The 21429-nt window shown below is 41.3% G+C and carries 16 protein-coding genes and 1 pseudogene; 14 read left to right on the top strand and 3 right to left on the bottom strand.

Annotated features, from left to right (window positions below; translation table 11 throughout):
- Nucleotides 1–10: 10 nt before the first annotated feature.
- The 4 genes from ACTJKG_RS12430 to ACTJKG_RS12415 all read left to right on the top strand — a co-directional run bounded on the left by ACTJKG_RS12430 (nucleotide 11) and on the right by ACTJKG_RS12415 (nucleotide 4753).
- Nucleotides 11–754 carry a menaquinone biosynthetic enzyme MqnA/MqnD family protein gene (locus tag ACTJKG_RS12430; protein ID WP_440739389.1) on the top strand — a complete coding sequence of 248 codons (744 nt, stop codon included), beginning with the start codon at nucleotides 11–13 and terminating at the stop codon, nucleotides 752–754.
- A 131-nt stretch (nucleotides 755–885) separates the two neighbouring features.
- Nucleotides 886–1689, top strand: coding sequence for an SDR family oxidoreductase (locus tag ACTJKG_RS12425; RefSeq protein WP_172333392.1), 804 nt, complete (start codon nucleotides 886–888; stop codon nucleotides 1687–1689).
- A gap of 226 nt (nucleotides 1690–1915) precedes the next feature.
- A complete protein-coding gene (locus tag ACTJKG_RS12420; RefSeq protein ID WP_172333391.1) occupies nucleotides 1916–2398 on the top strand; it encodes a hypothetical protein in 483 nt (160 codons plus the stop codon).
- A 156-nt stretch (nucleotides 2399–2554) separates the two neighbouring features.
- On the top strand, nucleotides 2555–4753 hold the full coding sequence (locus ACTJKG_RS12415) for a bifunctional alpha,alpha-trehalose-phosphate synthase (UDP-forming)/trehalose-phosphatase (RefSeq protein WP_172333390.1): 2199 nt from the start codon (nucleotides 2555–2557) through the stop codon (nucleotides 4751–4753).
- Nucleotides 4754–4876: 123 nt separating this feature from the next.
- Here the strand turns inward: ACTJKG_RS12415 and ACTJKG_RS12410 are convergent, their stop codons facing one another.
- On the bottom strand, nucleotides 4877–6661 hold the full coding sequence (locus ACTJKG_RS12410) for a glycoside hydrolase family 15 protein (RefSeq protein WP_172333389.1): 1785 nt from the start codon (nucleotides 6659–6661) through the stop codon (nucleotides 4877–4879).
- Between the two features lie 590 nt (nucleotides 6662–7251).
- On the opposite strand from ACTJKG_RS12410, the gene ACTJKG_RS12405 reads away from it, so the two are divergent.
- From ACTJKG_RS12405 to ACTJKG_RS12360, 10 genes and pseudogenes are all read left to right on the top strand, one after another.
- On the top strand, nucleotides 7252–7887 hold the full coding sequence (locus ACTJKG_RS12405; protein WP_172333388.1) for a peroxiredoxin: 636 nt from the start codon (nucleotides 7252–7254) through the stop codon (nucleotides 7885–7887).
- 145 nt (nucleotides 7888–8032) lie between these two features.
- Nucleotides 8033–8230, top strand: coding sequence for a cold-shock protein (locus ACTJKG_RS12400; protein ID WP_172333387.1), 198 nt, complete (start codon nucleotides 8033–8035; stop codon nucleotides 8228–8230).
- Between the two features lie 116 nt (nucleotides 8231–8346).
- The gene (locus ACTJKG_RS12395; protein ID WP_440739388.1) at nucleotides 8347–9585 is read left to right on the top strand and encodes an MFS transporter; all 1239 of its coding nucleotides are present in this window, start codon (nucleotides 8347–8349) and stop codon (nucleotides 9583–9585) included.
- 125 nt (nucleotides 9586–9710) lie between these two features.
- Nucleotides 9711–10625: an oxygen-dependent coproporphyrinogen oxidase gene (hemF, locus tag ACTJKG_RS12390; RefSeq protein WP_172333385.1), complete on the top strand. Its 915-nt coding sequence runs from the start codon at nucleotides 9711–9713 to the stop codon at nucleotides 10623–10625.
- Between the two features lie 130 nt (nucleotides 10626–10755).
- Nucleotides 10756–11154, top strand: a complete 399-nt coding sequence (locus tag ACTJKG_RS12385; RefSeq protein WP_440739387.1) for a hypothetical protein — start codon at nucleotides 10756–10758, stop codon at nucleotides 11152–11154.
- A 185-nt stretch (nucleotides 11155–11339) separates the two neighbouring features.
- Entirely contained in the window at nucleotides 11340–11930 is a 591-nt protein-coding gene (locus tag ACTJKG_RS12380) for a class I SAM-dependent methyltransferase (protein WP_440739386.1), read from the top strand.
- Nucleotides 11931–12083: 153 nt separating this feature from the next.
- The gene (gyrA, locus tag ACTJKG_RS12375) at nucleotides 12084–14654 is read left to right on the top strand and encodes a DNA gyrase subunit A (protein ID WP_440739385.1); all 2571 of its coding nucleotides are present in this window, start codon (nucleotides 12084–12086) and stop codon (nucleotides 14652–14654) included.
- 47 nt (nucleotides 14655–14701) lie between these two features.
- Nucleotides 14702–15775, top strand: coding sequence for a tetratricopeptide repeat protein (locus tag ACTJKG_RS12370; protein ID WP_440739384.1), 1074 nt, complete (start codon nucleotides 14702–14704; stop codon nucleotides 15773–15775).
- Nucleotides 15776–15782: 7 nt separating this feature from the next.
- Complete coding sequence (locus ACTJKG_RS12365; RefSeq protein ID WP_440739383.1) at nucleotides 15783–17042, top strand: tetratricopeptide repeat protein; 1260 nt, start codon at nucleotides 15783–15785, stop codon at nucleotides 17040–17042.
- Between the two features lie 346 nt (nucleotides 17043–17388).
- Nucleotides 17389–17616 (top strand): annotated as a pseudogene (locus ACTJKG_RS12360) (helix-turn-helix domain-containing protein); the annotation flags it as partial.
- An 8-nt stretch (nucleotides 17617–17624) separates the two neighbouring features.
- On the opposite strand, the gene ACTJKG_RS12355 reads toward ACTJKG_RS12360, so the two are convergent.
- Together ACTJKG_RS12355 and ACTJKG_RS12350 are read right to left on the bottom strand one after the other, a co-directional pair.
- The gene (locus ACTJKG_RS12355; protein WP_440739382.1) at nucleotides 17625–18428 is read right to left on the bottom strand and encodes a DUF4249 family protein; all 804 of its coding nucleotides are present in this window, start codon (nucleotides 18426–18428) and stop codon (nucleotides 17625–17627) included.
- On the bottom strand, nucleotides 18425–21340 hold the full coding sequence (locus ACTJKG_RS12350) for a TonB-dependent receptor (protein WP_440739381.1): 2916 nt from the start codon (nucleotides 21338–21340) through the stop codon (nucleotides 18425–18427). The genes ACTJKG_RS12355 and ACTJKG_RS12350 overlap by 4 nt, the downstream gene beginning before the upstream one ends.
- Nucleotides 21341–21429 lie beyond the last annotated feature (89 nt).

Here is a 21429-nt window from a genome sequence, read left to right as displayed (position 1 = left end):
GAGCGTTTCTGTGAATAAGATAAGAATATCAGCTGTAAGCTACACCAACACCAAACCCTTTATATACGGCATCCAGCATAGTGGAATATTAGATAAAATTGAATTGAGCCTCGATATGCCGTCAGACTGTGCTCAAAAACTAATAGATGATGTGGTTGATATCGGCCTCATTCCTGTAGCGGCTACCTTGAATTTACCACATTGGGAAATAGTTTCTGAATACTGTATCGGGGCAGTAGGCGCTGTAAATTCGGTATTTATTTTTAGCAATTGCGATGTTAAGGACATCAAATACCTACAGCTCGATCCGCAATCGCGCTCATCCAATAACCTGGCGCGTGTTTTACTAAAAAACTACTGGAATGTAAACCCCGAATTAATTAAAGATGCTACAGACTACAGCGAATCTACAGAAGCCAACACCGCTTTTGTACAAATAGGCGACCGCACCTTTGGCAAAAAAGATAAATATAATTATGTGTATGACCTTGCCGAAGAATGGCAAAACTTTACGGGTTTGCCTTTTATGTTTGCCGGCTGGATAGCCAACAAACCTATTCCACAGGATTTTATGGACGAGTTTAACGCCGCCCTGAAACATGGCCTTGATCATCGGGCAGAGCTTTTTAAAGAACTACCCATGCGTGAAGATTTTGACATACAGGATTATCTGATGCACAAGATAGATTTCGATCTTACCGAAGGAAAAAAGAAAGCGCTTTATATGTTTTTGGATTATATAAAAGCACTATAGCCATCACCAACATATTTTTTCTGTTGAAGGGACGCGTAATTGCGTCTCTTTTTGTTTACAAATGTTTAATATATAAAACCTTATCCTGTAAAATACATTGGTTATATTAAAACAATTAAATATGTAGATAAATGAACCCATCATTAAAAGGACAAGCGGCACTGGTTACCGGTGCCGATAGCGGTATCGGTAAAGGGGTAGCCCTGGCTCTCGCAGCCGCTGGTGCCAAACTGGTTATCAATTACGCCCACAATCATGATGCTGCGGAAGTTACCGTAGCTGAAATAAAGGAGATTGGCGGCGAAGCATTTGCCGTACAAGCTGATGTAAGCCAGGAAACTGAGGTAAAAGAAATGTTTGCCCAGATGTACGCGCAATACGGCACCATCGATATATTGGTAAACAATGCAGGTTTGCAAAAAGATTCCAAATTTGTAGATATGACCCTGGATGATTGGAATACAGTGATCAGCATTAACCTTACCGGGCAGTTTTTATGCTCGCGCGAAGCAGCCAGAGAGTTTATACGCAGGGGTGTAGTGGACGAACGAAGCCGTGCAGCTGGCAAGATCATTTGCATGAGCAGTGTACACGAGGTAATTCCATGGGGAGGGCATGTTAACTATGCCGCAAGTAAAGGGGGCATTAGCATGTTTATGAAAAGCATAGCCCAGGAACTGGCCCCGCATAAAATCAGGGTAGTGGGCATCGGACCCGGAGCTATACAAACACCTATTAATAAAGCTGCCTGGGATACACCCGAGGCATTAGATAAACTGCTCACCCTCATACCTTATAACCGAATTGGCAAGCCTGATGATATTGGCAAACTGGCTGCCTGGCTGGCATCAGACGAGGCCGATTACATCACCGGCACCACCATTTTTATGGACGGAGGCATGACTTTGTATCCAGGTTTCGCGGATAATGGTTAAATTGAGGTTAAAATAATTTGAAAAATCGGTTTAGCTAATCCAAAACCTATTTTTTTGCACATTTTTAAATTTACATATTGTAAATTATACACTAAGTGCATTATAAAAATTTAAATTTTTCATCATAAAAGTAATATAATTATAAAATATTCATAAAAGTTAAATTTTATTTGTGACATTACTAATCTTAGCATACTTTTGTTATGGATTTAAAATTTAAACGGACATGAAAAAGATATTTTTAACAACAGCAATTGCCGCTTTATTAAGCGTTAATGTATTTGCCGCTGACGGCGTAAAAAAAGTAGTTGATGGTGGAACAAACGTTTCTTACATCGCTTTACACGGTTTCACAGTTGACTTTTCCGATGCAAAAGATGTAAACTGGACTGTAACCAAAAATTGCCAAAAGGCTACCTTCACTATCGATGGCGTTAAAAAAACCGCTTTCTACAACCTGAATGGCGAGTTTTTAGGTGTAACTCAACGTGTTGACGCTAAAGCTATCCCTGCTAAAACTTTAAAACAAATTGCTAAAGATTACAAAGGTTACGAAATAGGCGAGGTTATCGTTTACCAGGCTAATACCGACCTGAACGACAACATCGACCCAACTTCATACTTTGTTGACCTGAAAAACGATACTCATGAAGTATTGGTAAGGATCACTCAACAAGCTAACCTTGAGTTTTTCCAACAAGTAAGATAATTCTAAATAGTCTTCATAAAAAGCCATTCCGACAATCGGGATGGCTTTTTTATGTCACAAGCTTGTTATTTTGCCCTTCATTGTAACTATTAAGCAAACAAATTGAGGCTTTCTGTCTTTATTAATAAGTATAATTTATTAATATAATTCGCAGATATGCCCAAGACCATCATTGTATCTAACCGGTTACCTATCAAAATTTCAAAAAACGAAGACGAGTATATTTTATCGTCCAGTGAAGGGGGTTTAGCAACCGGTTTAGGTTCAATATATAAACAAGGTAATAATGTATGGATAGGCTGGCCCGGCATCGAGATCACCGAGCAACAGGATAAAGACCATGTTTCCCATCAATTAAAAGAACTCAGCCTAATACCAGTTTTTCTTGACCAGGAAGAAATCAATCAATATTATGAAGGATTCTCCAACGAGGTATTATGGCCGGTTTTCCATTATTACGCCTCCACGTACGCCAATTACAAGCAATCAAACTGGGATTATTACCAGGCTGTAAATCAAAAATTTAGAGACAGCATCCTAAGTGTTGCCGAACCTGGCGATATTATATGGATCCATGATTACCAGTTATTACTTTTACCTGCCCTGGTAAGGAATGAATTGCCTGATGTTTCTATTGGCTTTTTCCTGCATATTCCATTTCCCTCACATGAAATGTTCCGGTTGATACCCTGGAGATCTGAACTATTGGAGGGTATGCTGGGTGCTGACCTGATTGGCTTTCACACCTTTGATGATGTGCGTCATTTTTTGGGAGCAACCTCACGTATTTTGCCGGTAAATACCTCATCAAACATCATCACCATGGATGAGCGTTCCATCGTGGTAGAATCATTCCCCATGGGAATAGATGAGCAAAAATATGCCACTTTACCGCTACAGGATGATGTCAAAGAACAGATCGAGCTGATAAAAAACAATTTCAAAGACACCAAGCTCATCCTTTCTATTGACCGGCTGGACTATAGCAAAGGTATACTACAACGCTTGCAGGCTTTTGAATTGATGCTGGAGCTTTGCCCCGAGTGTATTGAAAAAATAACGTTCTACATGATCGTTGTGCCTTCAAGGGATACCGTTCCGCAATATGCCCACCTGCGTGAGGAAATTGATAAAAGGGTAGGTAATATCAATTCCATATATCGAACCATGGATTGGACACCTATCCATTATTATTACCGGTCGTTCCCGATCGAAACACTATCTGCCTTATACCATACTGCCGATGTATGCCTGGTAACCCCCATGCGCGATGGTATGAACCTGGTTAGTAAAGAATATATTGCCAGCAGAACAAATAACGATGGCGTATTGATATTAAGTGAGATGGCCGGTTCATCTAAAGAATTAATTGATGCTATCGTCGTTAACCCAAATAATACGGGCGAGGTTTGCCGGGCGATACTGGAGGCCCTTAGCATGCCACTGGAAGAGCAGCAAAGGCGCATGATACCTATGCGGCAGTTAGTATCAAAGTTTAATATTTCGCACTGGGTCAAAATTTTCTTTGACCGTTTAAAGGAGGTTAAACTCATGCAGCGCTCCCTACAGGCCCGGCATGTTAGTTTCGCCACCGAACAATCTATCATCAACCGGTATATCAAAACCAAAAAAAGGATCATCTTTTTAGATTATGATGGTACCCTTGTGAACTTTAAATCAAATATTGAGCAGGCCAGTCCCGATAAAGAATTATACGATATAATTGATAAACTATCAGAAGATCCTGCCAATCAGGTCGTGCTCATCAGTGGTCGTAAGCATGAAAACCTCGAAGAGTGGTTTAGCCATACCAATATATACCTGATTGCCGAACACGGTTCCTGGTTTAAAAGACCTGGCACCAGTTGGCATAAAATATCGGGATTGAGCGATCAATGGAAACATGATATTTATCCCATCCTGGAAACCTATGTAGACCGTACTCCGGGCTCATTTATCGAAGAGAAAACCTATTCGCTGGTTTGGCACTACCGCAAGGCACAAAATGGCTTAGGAGAGCTTAGAGCGAGCGAATTGATGAACAACCTGAAATATTTGGCCAGCGATAAAGGCCTACAGCTGCTGGCAGGGGATAAGGTACTGGAAGTAAAGAACATGGATATCAACAAAGGTAAAGCCGCGTTAACCCTAACAGAAGGCAAAGATTATGATTTTATTATAGCCTTTGGCGATGATTATACCGACGAAGATATTTTTAAAGCATTACCGGAAACTGCAATTACCATCAAAGTAGGCAGCAATTTATCAGCAGCTAAATTTTATCTCCGCAACCCCGCAGAAGTACGCAAACTACTCACCAGCTTCACCCAGCATATTACGGTGGAAGTTAATTAGAGAGTTAAGTTAGTGATTTACTGAATTAGTGATTAAGTAAATTAATTAGTGAATTATTGAATTAGTTGCGTATGTTCAACTAATTCAATAATTCACTAATTCACTAATTCACTAATTCACTAATTATAGAAATATAGGTCTGTCCAATTTCATGGCTATCCGGTAGGCCGCGTTCATCAGGCCTACGTGGCTATATGCCTGCGGAAAATTACCCCATTGGCTACCGTCCTGTTCATCAACATCCTCACTAAACAATAGCAGATGATTAGAGTATTGCAGCAGATTGGCAAACTCGCGCTGGGCATCATCCAGGCGACCAACACTGGCCAGAGCCTCTACATACCAAAAGGCACATATCAGGAAAGTAGTTTTAGGTTTGCCAAAGTCGTCAGTATATAAATATCTGTAAAACAATCCATTAGGGGTCCTTAGCTCTTTTTCTAATGCAAGTAAATGATCCTTAGCTTTTTGCGATTCCGGGTCAAGATAATTCATCATGATCAATTGCAGCGTACTGGCATCCAGATTGGAGCTACCTGCCGAATTGGTATACACTTTCCTCACCGGGTCATAACAGCTTTCTATATGCGCGGCCGCGCGTTCTTTCAATTCTATAGCCTTGTCAATAAGTTCTTTATTGTCAATAGTGCGTGCCATCTTTTCAGCGGCCGAGGCCCCGGCCCATTGGAACAGGTTGCTGTAGCAATGTATATTGGCCATGTTTCTGAACTCCCAGATCCCGGCATCCTTTTCATCAATGGTACGGTCAATCTTATTCAGTAGCGACTCTATCCAGCGAACCGAATCCTTCCGTTCCGAAAAAACGAAACGGTGATCGGTATATAGCGGGAGCAGGGAGATCATTACCTGCCCATAAATATCATTCTGGATATGCTCATAAGCCTGGTTACCAATACGTACCGGCTGGTTACCCATATAACCATCCAGATCGGTCAGTATTTCCTCAACCAATTTTCTTTTACCGGTTATGCCGTAAAGTGGCTGATAGCGTTCATCTTCGGAAAAGGAGATATCCGTAACATAGCTAAAATACTTCTCCATTTCCTCAAAGTGACCAATGTGGTTCAGCGCGGTGATCACATAGTAAGTATCACGCAGCCAGCAGTAGCGGTAATCCCAATTGCGACCACTTCCCGGCGATTCGGGTAAACTGGTAGTACTTGCAGCTATAATGGCCCCCGTATCCTCAAACTGGTGTATTTTTAATGCCAGGCCTGAGCGGATCACAAATGGCTGATAATAGGTAGCGATAGAGGAGTGCTTGATCCAGGTGCGCCAGTATTGAATGGTTTCGGCCAAAAATCGGTCAGCGGTTGATATCAGGGCGGCTTCCAATGGTTCGCCGTAGGTTAAGGCGAGGTATTTGGTTTCATTCAGCACAAAGGCCTGCTCATCAAATACATAACTGATAGGAATATTGGTGGTAAGCCGCATATTCTCCTCACCGCCAAGGTATTGTATATGGTTACTTCCACGGTTTACATTCAGCTTTACCGCGCCATATTCAGATACAGGTTCACACTTCACAATAACCCTGGGCGAGCCTTCAATAGCTTCTATTTTCCTGATCAGCATTAAGGGTTTATAATACCGCTGATGCTGATAAAACCTTGGTGCAAAATCGGTTATACGGTATTTACCACCACTTTTGGGGCTTATCTCGGTTATCAGCACATTGGTATTTTCCAGGTAGTGCTGCTCCGATGTATATTCTCCCTCAGGGCGGATGGAAAACTCGCCGCCCTTTTTTTTATCCAGCAAGCCGCCAAAGATGAAGGTGCTGTCGAACTTCGGCCAGCAAAGCCAGTCGACGTTGGTATTTTTATTAATATGGGCCAAAAAGGCGCAATTTCCAATTATTCCGGTCTCATAGGTATGTCTGCTCATTCAGTTTTTGTGCTTAGTTAATAGGTTCAACAATATTTGCGGCGTAATGTTGAAGCAAAATTTAAAAGCGCAGATCCGTAATGGTTAACAATTGGTCTTGAGTTTTTTAACCCGGTTACAAAATTCAAACCTCAGGATAAGGGCAGCAGACTTTTTAAACCCTTATTTTAACACTTTTCTGATCAAAAATGATGTAAAGAAGCTCACTTATTAGCCATTTTAACAAAGCTTTAACGCCATTTTAACACTTTTTAACAAATTTTTGATGGGTTTTAAAAATTTTAAAAAGAATTAATTTTCTGATATCCAAATAACTGCGTACTAAACAATGCTTTTTTAGCCTATTTTGTCTCTTTAACCAAACGGCCCCACTTATATTTTTCAATTAAGTGGGGCCGTGGCTGGTTATACTTAAATATACAAAATATTTACGGTTTTTGCAATTAAACATTTTCAACAACAAGCAGGCAGTTTTATCCGTTACATAATTCTGTAAATTTTAACCCGATGTTATTTTTACATTTTGATTTATCAATTAATGTATAGTAACTTAGTAGTCATTTATTCTTTATAAATAAAACAACATAATCATGAGTTTACGATTAGGCGATAAAGCCCCAAATTTTCAGGCAAAAACATCAGCAGGTGAAATTGATTTTTACGAATATCTTGGCGACAGCTGGGGCGTACTTTTTTCGCACCCAGGCGATTATACCCCGGTTTGTACAACCGAATTAGGTAAAACTGCCGCTTTGAAAGACGAATTCAGCAAGCGTAATGTAAAAGTATTAGCGCTGAGTGTCGACTCGGTAGAATCTCACCATGGCTGGATAGGGGATATCAACGAAACCCAGGGCGTAGAAGTAAATTTCCCGATCATCGCCGATGAGGATCGCAAAATTTCCGAAGCCTATGACATGATCCACCCAAATGCCTCCGTTAACGCTACAGTACGATCGTTATTCATTATCGGTCCGGATAAAGCGGTTAAGCTCATCATTACTTACCCGGCATCAACAGGTCGTAATTTCCAGGAGATCCTACGGGTAATCGATTCTTTGCAATTAACAGCCAATTACGGTGTAGCTACACCGGCCGACTGGAAAGACGGAGAAGATGTAGTAGTGGTACCAGCTATAAAAACAGAAGATATCCCGGCCAAATTTCCAAAGGGTTATAAAGCTATAAAACCCTATTTAAGGATAACCCCACAACCAAATAAATAATTTTATTTGGTTTATTAATAATTTTATATATTTGGTAAAGATGGGTTTATCTATTCCTTCTGATTATTAAAACCGTTTTATTTTCAGTTTGGCTTTAGTTATTAATCTTATATACGAATTTTTTTTTAATACGATAATTATAATTATGAAAACTGGAAAAGTAAAATGGTTTAACACACAAAAAGGTTATGGCTTCATCGTTACCGAGGATGGTAAAGATCTTTTTGTCCACTTTAAAGATGTACAAGGCGGCGTAAATGCTATTAAAGATAATGATGATGTAACTTACGAAGTGGAAGAAGGCAGAAAAGGATTGCAAGCGGTAAACGTAAAAAAAGTATAGTTTAACCAAACACTCAAAAAAAGCCCCTGCATACACAGGGGCTTTTTTCATGATTAAATTTTTGATTTTATATAATTCTGCTACTTTAGCCTCCACAAATACCCCATGAAAAACATATGACTACTACTACAACACCATCGGCCAAAGCCACAAGGAACATGCTATTCCTGGTTCTTGTTGCCTCACTTGGCTATTTCGTTGATATTTATGACCTGCTTGTTTTTTCCATTGTACGGATAAGCAGCCTGAAAGATATTGGTTTAACTCCCGAGGAAATAACAAGTAAAGGACAGTTTATTATCAGTATCCAAATGTTTGGACTTCTTTTAGGAGGCATTATATGGGGTATTGTTGGTGATAAACTTGGGCGCATTAAAGTTCTTTTCGGCTCAATTTTATTATATTCCATTGCCAACTTTGCTAATGGTTTGGTGCACGATGTAAATACCTATGCCATTGTCAGGTTTATCGCAGGTCTTGGTCTTGCAGGCGAGCTGGGTGCTGGTATTACCCTGGTAAGTGAAACTTTAAGCAAAGAAAAAAGGGGGTACGGAACCATGACGGTTGCCGTTATTGGCCTGTTTGGCGCTACTGCTGCTTACATGGTTGCCAAATTTGGCTGGCGAAATGCTTACTTCGTAGGAGGTGGCCTGGGAGTACTTTTGCTTTTATTGAGGATAGGTACTTTTGAATCGGGAATGTTTAAGAATATCGAACAAAGTAAAGTATCAAAAGGAAACATGCTTATGCTCTTTACCAATTGGAGCAGATTTAAAAAATATCTTTATTGCATACTGATAGGTGCACCGTTATGGTATGTGGTCGGCGTGCTGATCAGCTTTTCTGACCAGTTTGGGATAGCACTTGGCGCAAAAACAATCATCAAACCAGGCGATGGTATTTTTTATAGTTATATCGGCATAGCAGTTGGCGATCTTTTCGCAGGCTTGCTGGCCCAGATCACCAGATCAAGAAAACTAACCATGGCTGTTTTTCTATTATTATCGCTGGTAAGCGTATATTTTTACCTGAGTGCCACAGGTATTACCCCCGAGCGTTTTGTATGGCTTAGCTTCTTTATGGGGTGCACTGTTGGCTATTGGGCTACATTTGTTACCATTGCTTCAGAGCAATTTGGCACCAATATACGTTCAACCGTAACCACAACGGTACCAAACTTTGTACGCGGATCCCTTATTCCAATAACAATAGCATTTAACGCATTTAAGGCAAATTACGGCGTTATAACCAGTGGTTACATTATGATGGGTATATTAACCCTGATAGCCTTATTCTCTTTAAGTCAGCTCAAAGAAACCTTTGGCAAGGATCTGGATTATGTGGAGATCAGTTAGGTTGAAGATAGTATCAAGTAGCTAGTATCAAGTATCACGACTTTTGAAAAGCATATTTATAAACTACCGGAAATCTTGATACTTGATACTAGCTACTTGATACTAAAAAAGTATTTTTACATCCTATGATAAGCAAAGAACAAATAGCCACCGATTACCAGCAGATACAAGACGAAATATGCGCGGCGCTGGAATTAACCGACGGCCAAGCTCGGTTTGAAGAAGAAGTATGGGAACGTGACGGCGGCGGCGGCGGCAGAACCCGCATCATCCAAAACGGCAATATATTTGAAAAGGGAGGCGTGAATTTCTCGGCCGTTCATGGTAAACTGCCCGAAAATATGCAAAAGGCCCTGCAGGTAGAGTCGGACGATTTTTTTGCTACCGGCGTATCTATCGTGATTCACCCGAACCATCCTTTGGTGCCTATCATCCACATGAATATCCGGTATTTTGAAATGCCAACACCAGCAGGCAGCGATCAGCAGCCAAAAAGATGGTTCGGCGGCGGTATCGATCTTACACCACATTACATTATTGATGCTGATGCCCGATATTTCCACGGTAATATCAAAGCGGTGTGTGATACTTATTATCATGATTTTTATCACCGGTTTAAACTTTGGGCCGATGATTATTTTTATATCAAACATCGTAACGAAACCCGGGGCATAGGCGGCATATTCTATGATCGCTTAACTGCCAATGAGGAGTTATCATGGGAGAGCATTTTTGAGTTTTCAAAAGCCCTGGGCCGATCATTCATCCCTACCTATACCGAACTGGTGGAACGTAACCGCCATAGCGCGTTTACCGAAGAACAGCAACTTTGGCAATACCAGCGCCGCAGCCGCTATACCGAGTTTAACCTGGTATATGATGCAGGCACCAAATTTGGACTGGAAACCAATGGCCGTATCGAATCTATACTGATGAGCTTACCGCCCACAGCCAAATGGATCTATAACTATCAGCCTGTAGCAGGCAGCGAAGAAGAAAGGACATTATCTTTACTCAAAAAAGGGATTAACTGGGCTTGAGAGTCAGTATCAAGTAGCAGAATTTGATATCAAGCAGCTAGTATCAAGTATCACGACACTCAAATGTGGTATTGAAGAAGAAAAATCTTGATACTTGATACTAACTACTTGATACTAAAAAATAAATACTATGAAAAAAACGATCTTCCCGGTATTACTGATTGCCCTATTATGCGGCTTTACTAATGGTGAAAGCCCGTTAAAAGGCGTTTGGGAGTATAGGGGAGGGCTGTTTAATGGTAAACAGGACAGCGTATCCACCAACTACACATTGCAGCGTACGTATGACGATCTGCATTACCAGGCCAAAGTAATTGAAAAGGGACAAAAAACTTTTATTTACGAAAAGGGCGACTATAAACTACAGGCAGATACCTGCTTTGAAACGCAGACTTATTGCAATCAACCATCAAAACTGTTGGGCAAAACTGTAAAATACGCTTATACAGTGAGCAACGATACGCTTAAACTTTTAGCTACCTTACCCAATGGCAACAAGATCGAAGATCATTGGGTGAGAGTTCATTAGTGTCAATGGTTCATTAGTTCATTGGTATTATTAGTTCATTGGTTTGTATCGGGTAATATGTTGCATTAAATTGGTTTGGTGATTTTTGTTAAATCATTTACTAATAAACTAATGAACCATTGACACTAATGAACTAATAATACCAATAAACCACTATGATTAAACAATGGATAAAAGGCCGGATCATGAAATATATCAGCCATTTCAAAGATCTGGACGGCTGGCTTACTGAGCGCGAGGCTATGGGATTGTTTCTTTTAGCCCTTAAGGCACCACGCAATGCTACCGTAGTTGAAATAGGCAGCTGGCAGGGTAAAAGCACCTATTGCTTATCCAGAGGGCTCAGATCGGGCAGGGTTTATGCCATTGATCCTTTTAATGCTGATGGCGGATTGGATAAGGACAGTGAAAAAATATACGCCAAAAAAAAAGGCACCGATGATCTTTATGCCAAATTCATGGATAACATGACCAGGCTTAAAGTGCTGTCAAAAATTGTTGCCAAACGGGGATATTCCTACCAGTTTGCCGCAGATTTTAACAAAATAGACGTGCTTTTTATTGATGGCGATCATTCCATAGAAGGTTGTAAGCTCGATTTTGAGCTATTTTCACCTAAGGTTGCTATCGGTGGCTATATCGCTTTTCATGATTATGATCAAACACGTGATGAGCTGGGCCCTACCTATGTAATACAAAATCTGGTGATGAACTCATCATCTTATGTTTATCACCGGCAATATGATTCGCTGTGGGTGGCTAAAAAGATCGCGTAGGGTAACCTATTAACTTTTACGCAAATCAATAGCACTAATGAACTATTGAACCAAAAATTGGCACAATAATCAACTATTTTCTTAACTTCGCAAGTCGCTTAAAAAACACTTTTTAACGCGCAATTATAGAGAAGATTCCACAAATTAATAAAAATGGCTGAAGGAACAGAAAACGACAATTCAAGCAAGGAAGACAGAATAATTTCGATAAATATTGACGAAGAAATGCGATCCGCTTACATTGATTATTCAATGTCGGTGATCGTTTCCAGGGCATTACCCGATGTCCGCGACGGATTAAAACCTGTACACAGACGTGTTTTATACGGCATGTTTGATATGGGCTTAAATAACAACAAGCCTTATAAAAAATCGGCCCGTATTGTGGGCGACGTAATGGGTAAATATCACCCGCACGGTGATAAATCTGTTTATGACACCATGGTGCGTATGGCCCAGGACTGGAACCTGCGTTACCTGCTGGTTGACGGTCAGGGCAACTACGGCTCGATGGATGGTGACGAACCAGCGGCTATGCGTTATACCGAGGCCCGCCTGAAAAAACTGGCCGAAGAAATGGTAGCTGATATCAACAAGGATACTATCGATTTTCAGCCAAACTTTGACGAGTCGGAACAGGAACCAACCGTATTGCCATGTAAATTCCCTAACCTGCTGGTTAACGGTGCATCTGGTATCGCGGTAGGTATGGCTACCAATATGGCACCGCACAACCTGTCGGAAGTGATTGATGCTACTATCGCATTGATAGATAACCGCCAGATAGAGATAGCCGAACTGATGAAATTTGTGAAAGGTCCGGATTTTCCTACAGGTGGTATCATCTATGGTTTTGAAGGCCCGCGCGAAGCGTTGGAAACAGGCCGGGGCAGGGTAGTGATCCGCGCCCGGGCCGAAATTGAGACCCATGGCAGCGACCGCGAACGGATTGTGGTGACCGAAGTACCTTACCAGGTAAACAAGGCCCTTATGATTGAACGTACTGCCGACCTGGTAAATGATAAAAAACTGGAAGGTATATCCGCTATCCGCGATGAATCAAGCCGCGAAGGTATCCGTATAGTTTATGAAATTAAGCGGGAAGCCAATGCTGCTATAGTACTGAACAACCTGTTCAAATATACCGCGCTGCAAACATCGTTCAGCGTAAACAATATCGCGCTGGTTAATGGCCGGCCAATGATGCTGAACCTGAAAGATCTGATTCACCATTTTGTGGAGCACAGACACGAGGTTGTTGTTCGCCGTACCAAATTTGAATTGGCCGAAGCGGAAAAACGCGCCCACATATTAGAGGGTTTATTAATTGCCCTGGATCATCTGGATGAAGTAATTCGCCTGATACGTGCATCACAAACACCTGATGAAGCCCGCGAAGGCTTGATGAGCCAGTTTGGTTTAACCGATATACAGGCCCGTGCCATATTGGATATGACGCTTCGCCGGTTAACCGGACTGGAGCGCGACAAGATCAAAGATGAATACGCGGAGTTAATGAAACTGATCGACTATTTAAATTCAATTTTAAATGACGAAGGTTTAAGGATGCAGATCATTAAGGACGAGCTGATTGAAATAAAAGACAAATACGGTGATGAGCGCAGAACAGAAATAGTTCACTCATCCGCCGAAATGCAAACCGAAGACTTTATTGAGGACGAAGATGTGGTGATCACCATATCGCGCGAAGGATATATCAAACGTACGCCTTTAACAGAATATCGTCGTCAGGGCAGAGGGGGTAAAGGCTCTATCGGCAGCAATAGCCGCGATGAAGACTTTATTGAACACCTGCTGGTAGCATCCAACCACAACTACATGTTGTTCTTCACCGAATCTGGCCAGTGTTACTGGCTCCGGGTATTTGAAATTCCGGAAGGCACACGTACCTCAAAAGGACGCGCTATCCAGAATATCATCAATATTCCTAAGGAAGACAACATTAAGGCTTATATTAAACTCATCAGCCTTAAGGATCAGAACTACCTGGAGAACAACTTTATTATCATGTGTACCCGCAAAGGTACCATCAAAAAAACCTCGCTCGAGGCTTACTCACGTCCGCGTGCCAATGGTATCAACGCCATCAACATCAACGAAGGCGATTCGTTACTGGAAGCAACCTTAACCACAGGCAGCAGCGAAATTGTGATGGCCTTAAAATCGGGCAGAGCTATTCGCTTTAATGAGTCGACTGTTAGACCGATGGGCCGTACCGCAACCGGTGTTCGTGGTATCTCATTAGATAGCGACAACGATGAAGTAGTAGGTATGATCAGTATTGACGACGCCGAAACAACCGTTCTGGTAGTATCAGAAAAAGGCTATGGCAAACGTACCGATATTGATGATTACAGGGTAACCAACCGCGGTGGTAAAGGTGTAAAAACTTTAAATATTACCGAAAAAACCGGAAACCTTGTGGCCATAAAAGGTGTTACTGATAAAGAAGACCTGATGATCATCAACAAATCGGGTATTATTATACGTATAGCGGTTAGCGAGCTGAGAACTATGGGCCGTGCCACACAGGGCGTTAGATTAATTACTTTAAAAGGTAATGACGAAATAGCTTCTGTTGCAAAAATTGAGCATGACGAGGATGAAGAGGCCGAACTGGATGAAAATGCCGTAAATGATGCCGGTGATGGTGATGAAGCAGCTAATGACAGCAACGAATCAGCAACAGAAACTACTGAATAAACAATATGGGTTACCGTAAAATTATCCTGGCGGTTATAATATCATCAATGACTACAACCTTTGCCTTTGCCCAAAGCGAAGCGCTAAAGGTTGTGGTTAATAATCTGGCTTACTATAAGCAAAAGAATGATCTGAAGTACCTGGCAGCGGCCAAAAAATCGGCTGATAGCCTGATCATTACCAAATCAGACACGGCCGATCTGGAAAAAAACACCTACCGGGCCCTGGTTAACGCGAGCATTCTGTATATCGATTCGCTCAATAAACTGGGTCAGCCGGATAAATTATTACCGGAAACTTCGACTTTAGTTGATAAACTTTCGGCAAATAAAAAGGAATACAAATTCCAGGCAGAAATTGATTATAGCAAGCGCTGCTTAGCCAATGTTTACATCCGTAAAGGATTTGAGTTTACCAATAATTCAGATTTCACCAAAGCCAGGGAAGCATTTGACAACGCACGCAAATATGCCCCCAACTTTAAACAAATTAATGATTATATAGCCTATTCAAACAATAAGGCTGGTAATTTAGTAGATGCAGCGAAATACTACAGCAGATTATTAGCGGTTGACAGTAATCGCGCCGAATACATTGAAACCGCTTCCAGTATTTATAAATCATTAGGAGATACCTCCAAAGCTTTAGAGATATTGCAAAAGGGGAGGAAGGTACTACCCAACGACCGCTTCTTGCTGCTCGATGAGGCAAACATTTACAACAACCAGAAAAATTACAAGGCCCTGGAGCCATTAATAGGCCCATTACTTGATATTAATGCAAATAACGCCGATATTGCATTTGTAGCGGCTAATTGCTATGATCATTTGAATAAATTTGATAAGGCGGAGTCACTTTATCTGCGTACAATTGAGTTAAACAGTTCTGCCTACGATCCCGCTTTTAATTTGGGCTTGCTTTATTTAAAACAAAGCGCCAATGCAAAGGAGGGGAGCGAGGATCAGGATATCGGTCGTGCTGTACAATGGCTTGAAAAAGCTAACGAAATATCCCCTAATAATGTACAGGGCTTAAAAGCGCTGCAACTGGTTTATACTAAAACCGGCAATAAAGATCAATTAGATAAAATAAACAGTAAACTAAAACAGTTAACAAACTAAATAAACTATGAAAATCAAACTTTTGATGGCGGGCCTGTTAGGCTTAGTTTCAGCAACAACGTTTGCACAAAAAGGTGAATTAAGCACTGCAAAAAGTGAATATGACAATTACGAAGGACTAAGGGGATCAAAAGCTACTTTAGCCGTTGCTACTAAAAGCCTTGGAACTGCCAAAACCTCTATAGACAAAGCTGCTGCTAATGAAAAAACAGCCAACTTACCACAAACTTTTGCTTTAAAAGGCGCCATTTATGCTGCGCTGGCCGTTCAGGATACTGTTGCTGCCACCTCATTACCTTTGTTTACAACTGCCGATGAGTCATTAAAAAAAGCCAAAGAACTGGATGCCAAAGGCGAAAACAAACAAGTAATTGATAACGCTTATTTAAACCTGGCTCAATACCAATTAACCAAAGGTGTTGCTGAATACGGTGCTCAAAAATATGATCAGGCGTACCGTTCATTTGATTACTACCGTACTGTTTTGCCTGAGGATACCAACGCTATTTACTACACAGGTTTAGCAGCAGCCAACGCTAAGAACTATGCAGCGGCAATTACCAATTATAACAAACTGGTAACCACCAAGTACTCCAAAAACGCGGGTGTTTATATGGACTTATCATCGCTTTATTTAGCTAATAAGGATACTACCAACGCTCTTAAATCAGTTAGTGAAGGTATAACCAAATATCCATCAAATACCGATCTGCGTAAAAGAGAGATTGAAATAAGCCTGCAAACCGGTAAAGAAAAAGAAGTGATTCAAAAAATACAAGCTGCTTTAACTGCCGATCCTAAAAACAAAACACTTTACTACTACGCAGGTTTAACTTATTCACAAACTGCCGAAGCCATTATTAAAGAACAAGTCAAAGCAAAAGACGCTGCAGCCAAAAATACTTTACAGCAACAAAAAGTTGATAATTACACCAAGGCTGCAGACATGTACAAAAAAGCCCTGGAAATTGATCCAAACTACTTTGAGGCTAACCTGAACTTAGGTTACGTAATTTTAAACCCAGCCATTGACGCCTACAACGCGGCAAATAAATTACCTGCCAACAAACAAAAAGAATATGACGCGGCTATTAATAAAGCCAATGCACAATTCGACCTGGCAAAACCATACCTGGTGAAAGCCACTGAGCTAAATCCAAAATCAATTGACGCTTTAACAAACCTGAGAACTTACTACTTAGGTAAAAAAGATAACGTTAACGCAGAAGCAACCAAAAAGAAAATTGACGCGCTAAACGGTCAATAAGATATCATACAGGAGAGGGGCTTTTTATAAAAGCCTCTCTTTTTGATTTTATTACTTAACATAATGTTAATTATGTGAAAAAAATTCAATTACATTTTGACGAACCATTTTTAAAAACCTTCCAGAACAAGCACCAGGTTAATTTAATAAGATTTAAATCTGATACATCCTTTTTACAGTTTGAGGATAATGAGCTGATCCCAAACTTTGTTCGGTCATTAACACCTTATTAATAATGCCGATGGCCAAATGGATAAAGCTTTTTTTGATGTAAAACGCGAAGAGCTGCTGCTTATATAAATTCAATGTAAGCGTTGAACGGTTCGCCTATTTAACCGGGCGAAGCTTATCGGCCTTTAAGCGGGATTTCAAATTCATCTTTAATCAAACACCCAACCGATGGCTGGTGGAAAAACGTTTACAGGAAGCTCATTTTTTAATTCAAAGCAAGCATGAAAAACCTTCCGAAATTTACCAGGACCTTGGGTTCGAAGCCCTGTCGCACTTTTCATTTGCTTTTAAAAAACTTTTTGGAGTAACGCCAACAGCATTAACCGGGCAACGGAATAACTAAATCCATCCTTAATATCGTAATATAAAACTCAAGGTATCTGATTGAAAAGCAGTGAAGATCCCTATGCCATTAACCACATTAGTTGGTGTATTGAGCAGGTTTTGGGAATTGGAACCAAGGGTATTGCTCTTTAACAGATCGGCATACTCCTGGTTCACACTGAGCAAAACCACCTGGAAACTACCGTAATAAGGAAAGCTGTCAGACTCTACGAAATACACCGATTTTCGATCTGCCTGCATCATAAATTGATATGATCCGCTATTGGATATAATGCCTGCCCGTAGCGGAAGCGTTGTTTTTTCGATATTATCAAATACCAGGACATGGTTGAGCGAATCGGGGTTATCCCAGGTAAATTTGTTCAATGTATCAATCTCTCCACGGGTTGTATTTTTATCATTCTCATAATAAACCTGGCCATATTGCGTCTGAAAATTTTGTGGTTTGTATGGCATTACGGTTTTCGCAGAAACTGTTTGTGACAAATATTTAAAGCTCAGGCTGTAAGTTTTGCCCGAAACCAGGAAGGTGCTATCATTCGAAGTGTATGTACCTTTTGTGGTTTCGGTCAACTGGATCTGCTTGCTTCCATCAGATATATAAAGCTGCTGCCCGGTTATTGCTGGGCCATAATTCGCGGTATCAGTCAACGATTTTTGCTGATACAGATTAACTCTAATGGGATGACCTGCTAAAAGGTAAGCCTGAACTACAGGTTGCCCTGTCGAATTGAGATTATTTTTCTTACATCCGGTCGTCACCATAAAGATGATACCGGTTAGCCAAATGAAATATAGGTTGCGTTTCATTTAAATCTTAAACTTAAAGTAATATTAGGTGTAAAGCCCAGGTAATCAACGTCGGTGCTCACCGCCGCGTTATTGCGAATAAAGTATTCCTTATACCAGGTATTCACGTGATTGTACACATTAAAAAGCGAGATACCGATGCTTCCTATTTTATCGCCGCTGATTTTCAGCAGGTCATAAGTAGCAGATAGGTCGAGCCGGTGATAATCTGGCAAACGCTCTGCATTTTTACCGCTCACATTAAAGTAAACGGTGCGGTTACCATCCACACCGGTAAGCGTATAGGTTGACAAAGGAGCAGTGTATGGATGCCCTGTACTGAATATAAATACTGCCGAAAAATTCCAGCGGTTATCATGATACATATTGATGGCTTTAAACTCGTGGCGTATGTCCTGATCGGCGGGATAATAATTATTACCATAAATGGCAAACTTATTCTCGGCATTCGCTAGTGTATAGCTCAACCAGCCGGTATATTGGCCCAGTTTTTTCTGAACGAGCACTTCAATACCCTTGGCACGTCCCGAACCTGTGTAAAAATCCTCGGTAACAGTGGGGTTACCCCCTCCCCGGCCGAAACCGGTTCGGGTAATGTTATATTGCGTTAAATCGGAGAGCCATTTGTAGTATCCTTCTACATCTATCAAAAATTGATCATTTTCATAAGCCACCCCTCCCATTAAATGACGCGACCGGCCAACAGGGATATCGTTATTATTGGATAAAACCCAAAAATTACGGTTGCCATTGGCAATATCATTGCGTGTTACCGAATTCATGAACTGGTAGAACTGCCCGGTAGCGAATTTAATCGTGTAATTATCATTTAAAACATAACTTGCCGACAGGCGTGGTTCTACATATACCTTACTGGTTGGGTTATAATAAGTGGCCCTAATCCCCGGCTGCACATGCAACGCGCTTGTAGGGTCATATTCGGCTTCCAGGTAACCACCTCCCGAGAAGGCACTATTGTGCTGATTGATCAGGTGTGAAGTATCATTTTGGATGTAATCATAGTTGATATGCTGAAAGGATGTAAAACCGCCATATAAAAGTTTGAAATTGTTATTCATTTCCCACACCCAATCTGATTTCAGGCCCACGTCTTTCAAATTATTATTCTCCACCGTACCGTTATTAAAACTCGTCTGGTTACCATTGCTATCGGTGGTGGTACCGGTTGTTGAGCGATTCCTGTCGTTGAAATAAGAAGAATAAGTTATATAGGTGTTGGAGTGTAATTGTTTATTCCATTGCCTGAACCATTTTAAACTGCTGGCCAGGTTGCCATATTTGGTATAGTCGGTAATATCTGGCGCGGTGCCGCCCAAAAAAGAAGGTAACTCAAGTTGCCGGCTATTATCAGTATTATCCTCACCTGAGTAAAAGCTCCAGGTAAATATGTCATTCTGATCTGCACGGTAATTGTATCGTACATCGGCATCATAAAAATGAGAAGCCGGTGTGGTTTGCTGACCGAATCCACCTCTTCCGCCACCGCCTGCCCCGCCGCCAAAGCCACCACCGGTAGATGTATTAAACTGGTGGAAGATCTTATCATAAAAAGGCCCCTGGTACGAGCGCCGGAATGTCATCAAAAGTGATGATTTATCGTTGATCGGCGTTTCCATGAATGCGTTTAAACTCAATAGGCTGACATCAACCCCGAAAGCGGCTTGTTTAGTATTACCATCCTTACCACTGATTTGCGTTACGCTGGAAAGGCGCCCCCCATATTGCGCGGAAAAACCGCCTTTAAACAGCTGTACTTCTTTTATCGCGTTGCTGTTGAAAGCACTGAAAAAACCGTAAAGATGGTCTACCTGGTAAATAGTAAAACCATCAAAGGTTACCAGGTTCTGATCAGGCGTGCCTCCCCGTACATATGCTCCTGAGGAGGATTCATTGGTTGCCCCTACTCCCGGCATGAGCTGGAAGGCACGCATTACATCCTTTTCGCCAAGGTTTGGCAATTTGTCAAGATTGGCCGGTGTAAGTTGTAGCACGCCAACCTTTTTAACATCGGTATTCATTACGCCACTTTTTTGCCCCATGATATTAACCTCATTTAACGTAGTGAGGGCTGGTAACAAGGAAAGTACTAAGGGCTTTTGAAGCAGATCGGGGTTGAGTTTGAAACTGTCTGGCTGATAGCCGGAATAAGAAACATCCAATGTGCAGGTATCTGCGGGTACATTAAATAAAGTAAAATTACCATCATTATTGGCAACAACCGTAAGATTGGTATTGCGCACCCGAACTGTTGCCGAGGGTAAAGCCAGGCCCGAGTTCATATCAGCTACTTTACCACTTACGGTAAGGTGCGAATTTGACTTAGTTTTATCAACCTGGCTAGCCTGTAACGACATCTTATTAGTTGATACAGCCTTTGATTTTTGACCCACACCTCCACCCTCTGCTGCCGGTGGTGAAGCATTCGCCTGCTTAAGTTTAGCGGCCTTTTGTTCGGCTTCATACATGGCGTCAAAACCCCGATCTTGTTCTACGGGCGTACCATCCGGGTTCTTGGATTTAAGAGCTGATTTTGGCGACTTCAGGGTTTTAGCCAATTGCTTCAGCCTTTGCATATCATCTACATCCTTTACAATAAACACGGTGCCACTGGCATCGGTCCAGTAGTGCAGGTTGAATTTTTTGCAGCAGAAACCGAGCACATCTTCTAAGGGCTCTTGAAAAAAGTGTTCCACCACATCATATCTATGCAGTGAATCGCGCTCAAAAACAATTTTTAACCCGTAATTAACAGAAATTGTATCCAGCAATTCATCAAAAGGACTGGATACAAATTTGTTGAGTGTATCCTTACGTAGTAATTGTTTGGTGTTTTGCGCGTTGGCATAACAGGTGCAAATTATCAGGAAGATCAGAAGTAACAGTTTTTTCATTCGCGGGCTGGTTACAGCAGGCAATTTGCAACCTATGCGCAGACGATAAAAATAAATGAGACCATCGGGCCGAATGTGTAGACAAGGGG

The sequence above is a fragment of the Mucilaginibacter sp. 22184 genome (assembly GCF_052045695.1).
Lineage (GTDB): Bacteria > Bacteroidota > Bacteroidia > Sphingobacteriales > Sphingobacteriaceae > Mucilaginibacter.
This window is presented reverse-complemented; position numbering and strand designations above follow the sequence as displayed.

What these genes read in the sequence shown, in the direction of transcription:
- ACTJKG_RS12425 (WP_172333392.1), top strand. Translation starts at nt 886, where the DNA reads ATGAACCCATCATTAAAAGGACAAGCGGCACTGGTTACCGGTGCCGAT.
- ACTJKG_RS12420 (WP_172333391.1), top strand. Translation starts at nt 1,916, where the DNA reads ATGAAAAAGATATTTTTAACAACAGCAATTGCCGCTTTATTAAGCGTT.
- ACTJKG_RS12415 (WP_172333390.1), top strand. Translation starts at nt 2,555, where the DNA reads ATGCCCAAGACCATCATTGTATCTAACCGGTTACCTATCAAAATTTCA.
- ACTJKG_RS12410 (WP_172333389.1), bottom strand. Translation starts at nt 6,661, where the DNA reads ATGAGCAGACATACCTATGAGACCGGAATAATTGGAAATTGCGCCTTT.
- ACTJKG_RS12405 (WP_172333388.1), top strand. Translation starts at nt 7,252, where the DNA reads ATGAGTTTACGATTAGGCGATAAAGCCCCAAATTTTCAGGCAAAAACA.
- ACTJKG_RS12400 (WP_172333387.1), top strand. Translation starts at nt 8,033, where the DNA reads ATGAAAACTGGAAAAGTAAAATGGTTTAACACACAAAAAGGTTATGGC.
- ACTJKG_RS12395 (WP_440739388.1), top strand. Translation starts at nt 8,347, where the DNA reads ATGACTACTACTACAACACCATCGGCCAAAGCCACAAGGAACATGCTA.
- hemF (WP_172333385.1), top strand. Translation starts at nt 9,711, where the DNA reads ATGATAAGCAAAGAACAAATAGCCACCGATTACCAGCAGATACAAGAC.
- ACTJKG_RS12385 (WP_440739387.1), top strand. Translation starts at nt 10,756, where the DNA reads ATGAAAAAAACGATCTTCCCGGTATTACTGATTGCCCTATTATGCGGC.
- ACTJKG_RS12380 (WP_440739386.1), top strand. Translation starts at nt 11,340, where the DNA reads ATGAAATATATCAGCCATTTCAAAGATCTGGACGGCTGGCTTACTGAG.
- gyrA (WP_440739385.1), top strand. Translation starts at nt 12,084, where the DNA reads ATGGCTGAAGGAACAGAAAACGACAATTCAAGCAAGGAAGACAGAATA.
- ACTJKG_RS12370 (WP_440739384.1), top strand. Translation starts at nt 14,702, where the DNA reads ATGACTACAACCTTTGCCTTTGCCCAAAGCGAAGCGCTAAAGGTTGTG.
- ACTJKG_RS12365 (WP_440739383.1), top strand. Translation starts at nt 15,783, where the DNA reads ATGAAAATCAAACTTTTGATGGCGGGCCTGTTAGGCTTAGTTTCAGCA.
- ACTJKG_RS12355 (WP_440739382.1), bottom strand. Translation starts at nt 18,428, where the DNA reads ATGAAACGCAACCTATATTTCATTTGGCTAACCGGTATCATCTTTATG.
- ACTJKG_RS12350 (WP_440739381.1), bottom strand. Translation starts at nt 21,340, where the DNA reads ATGAAAAAACTGTTACTTCTGATCTTCCTGATAATTTGCACCTGTTAT.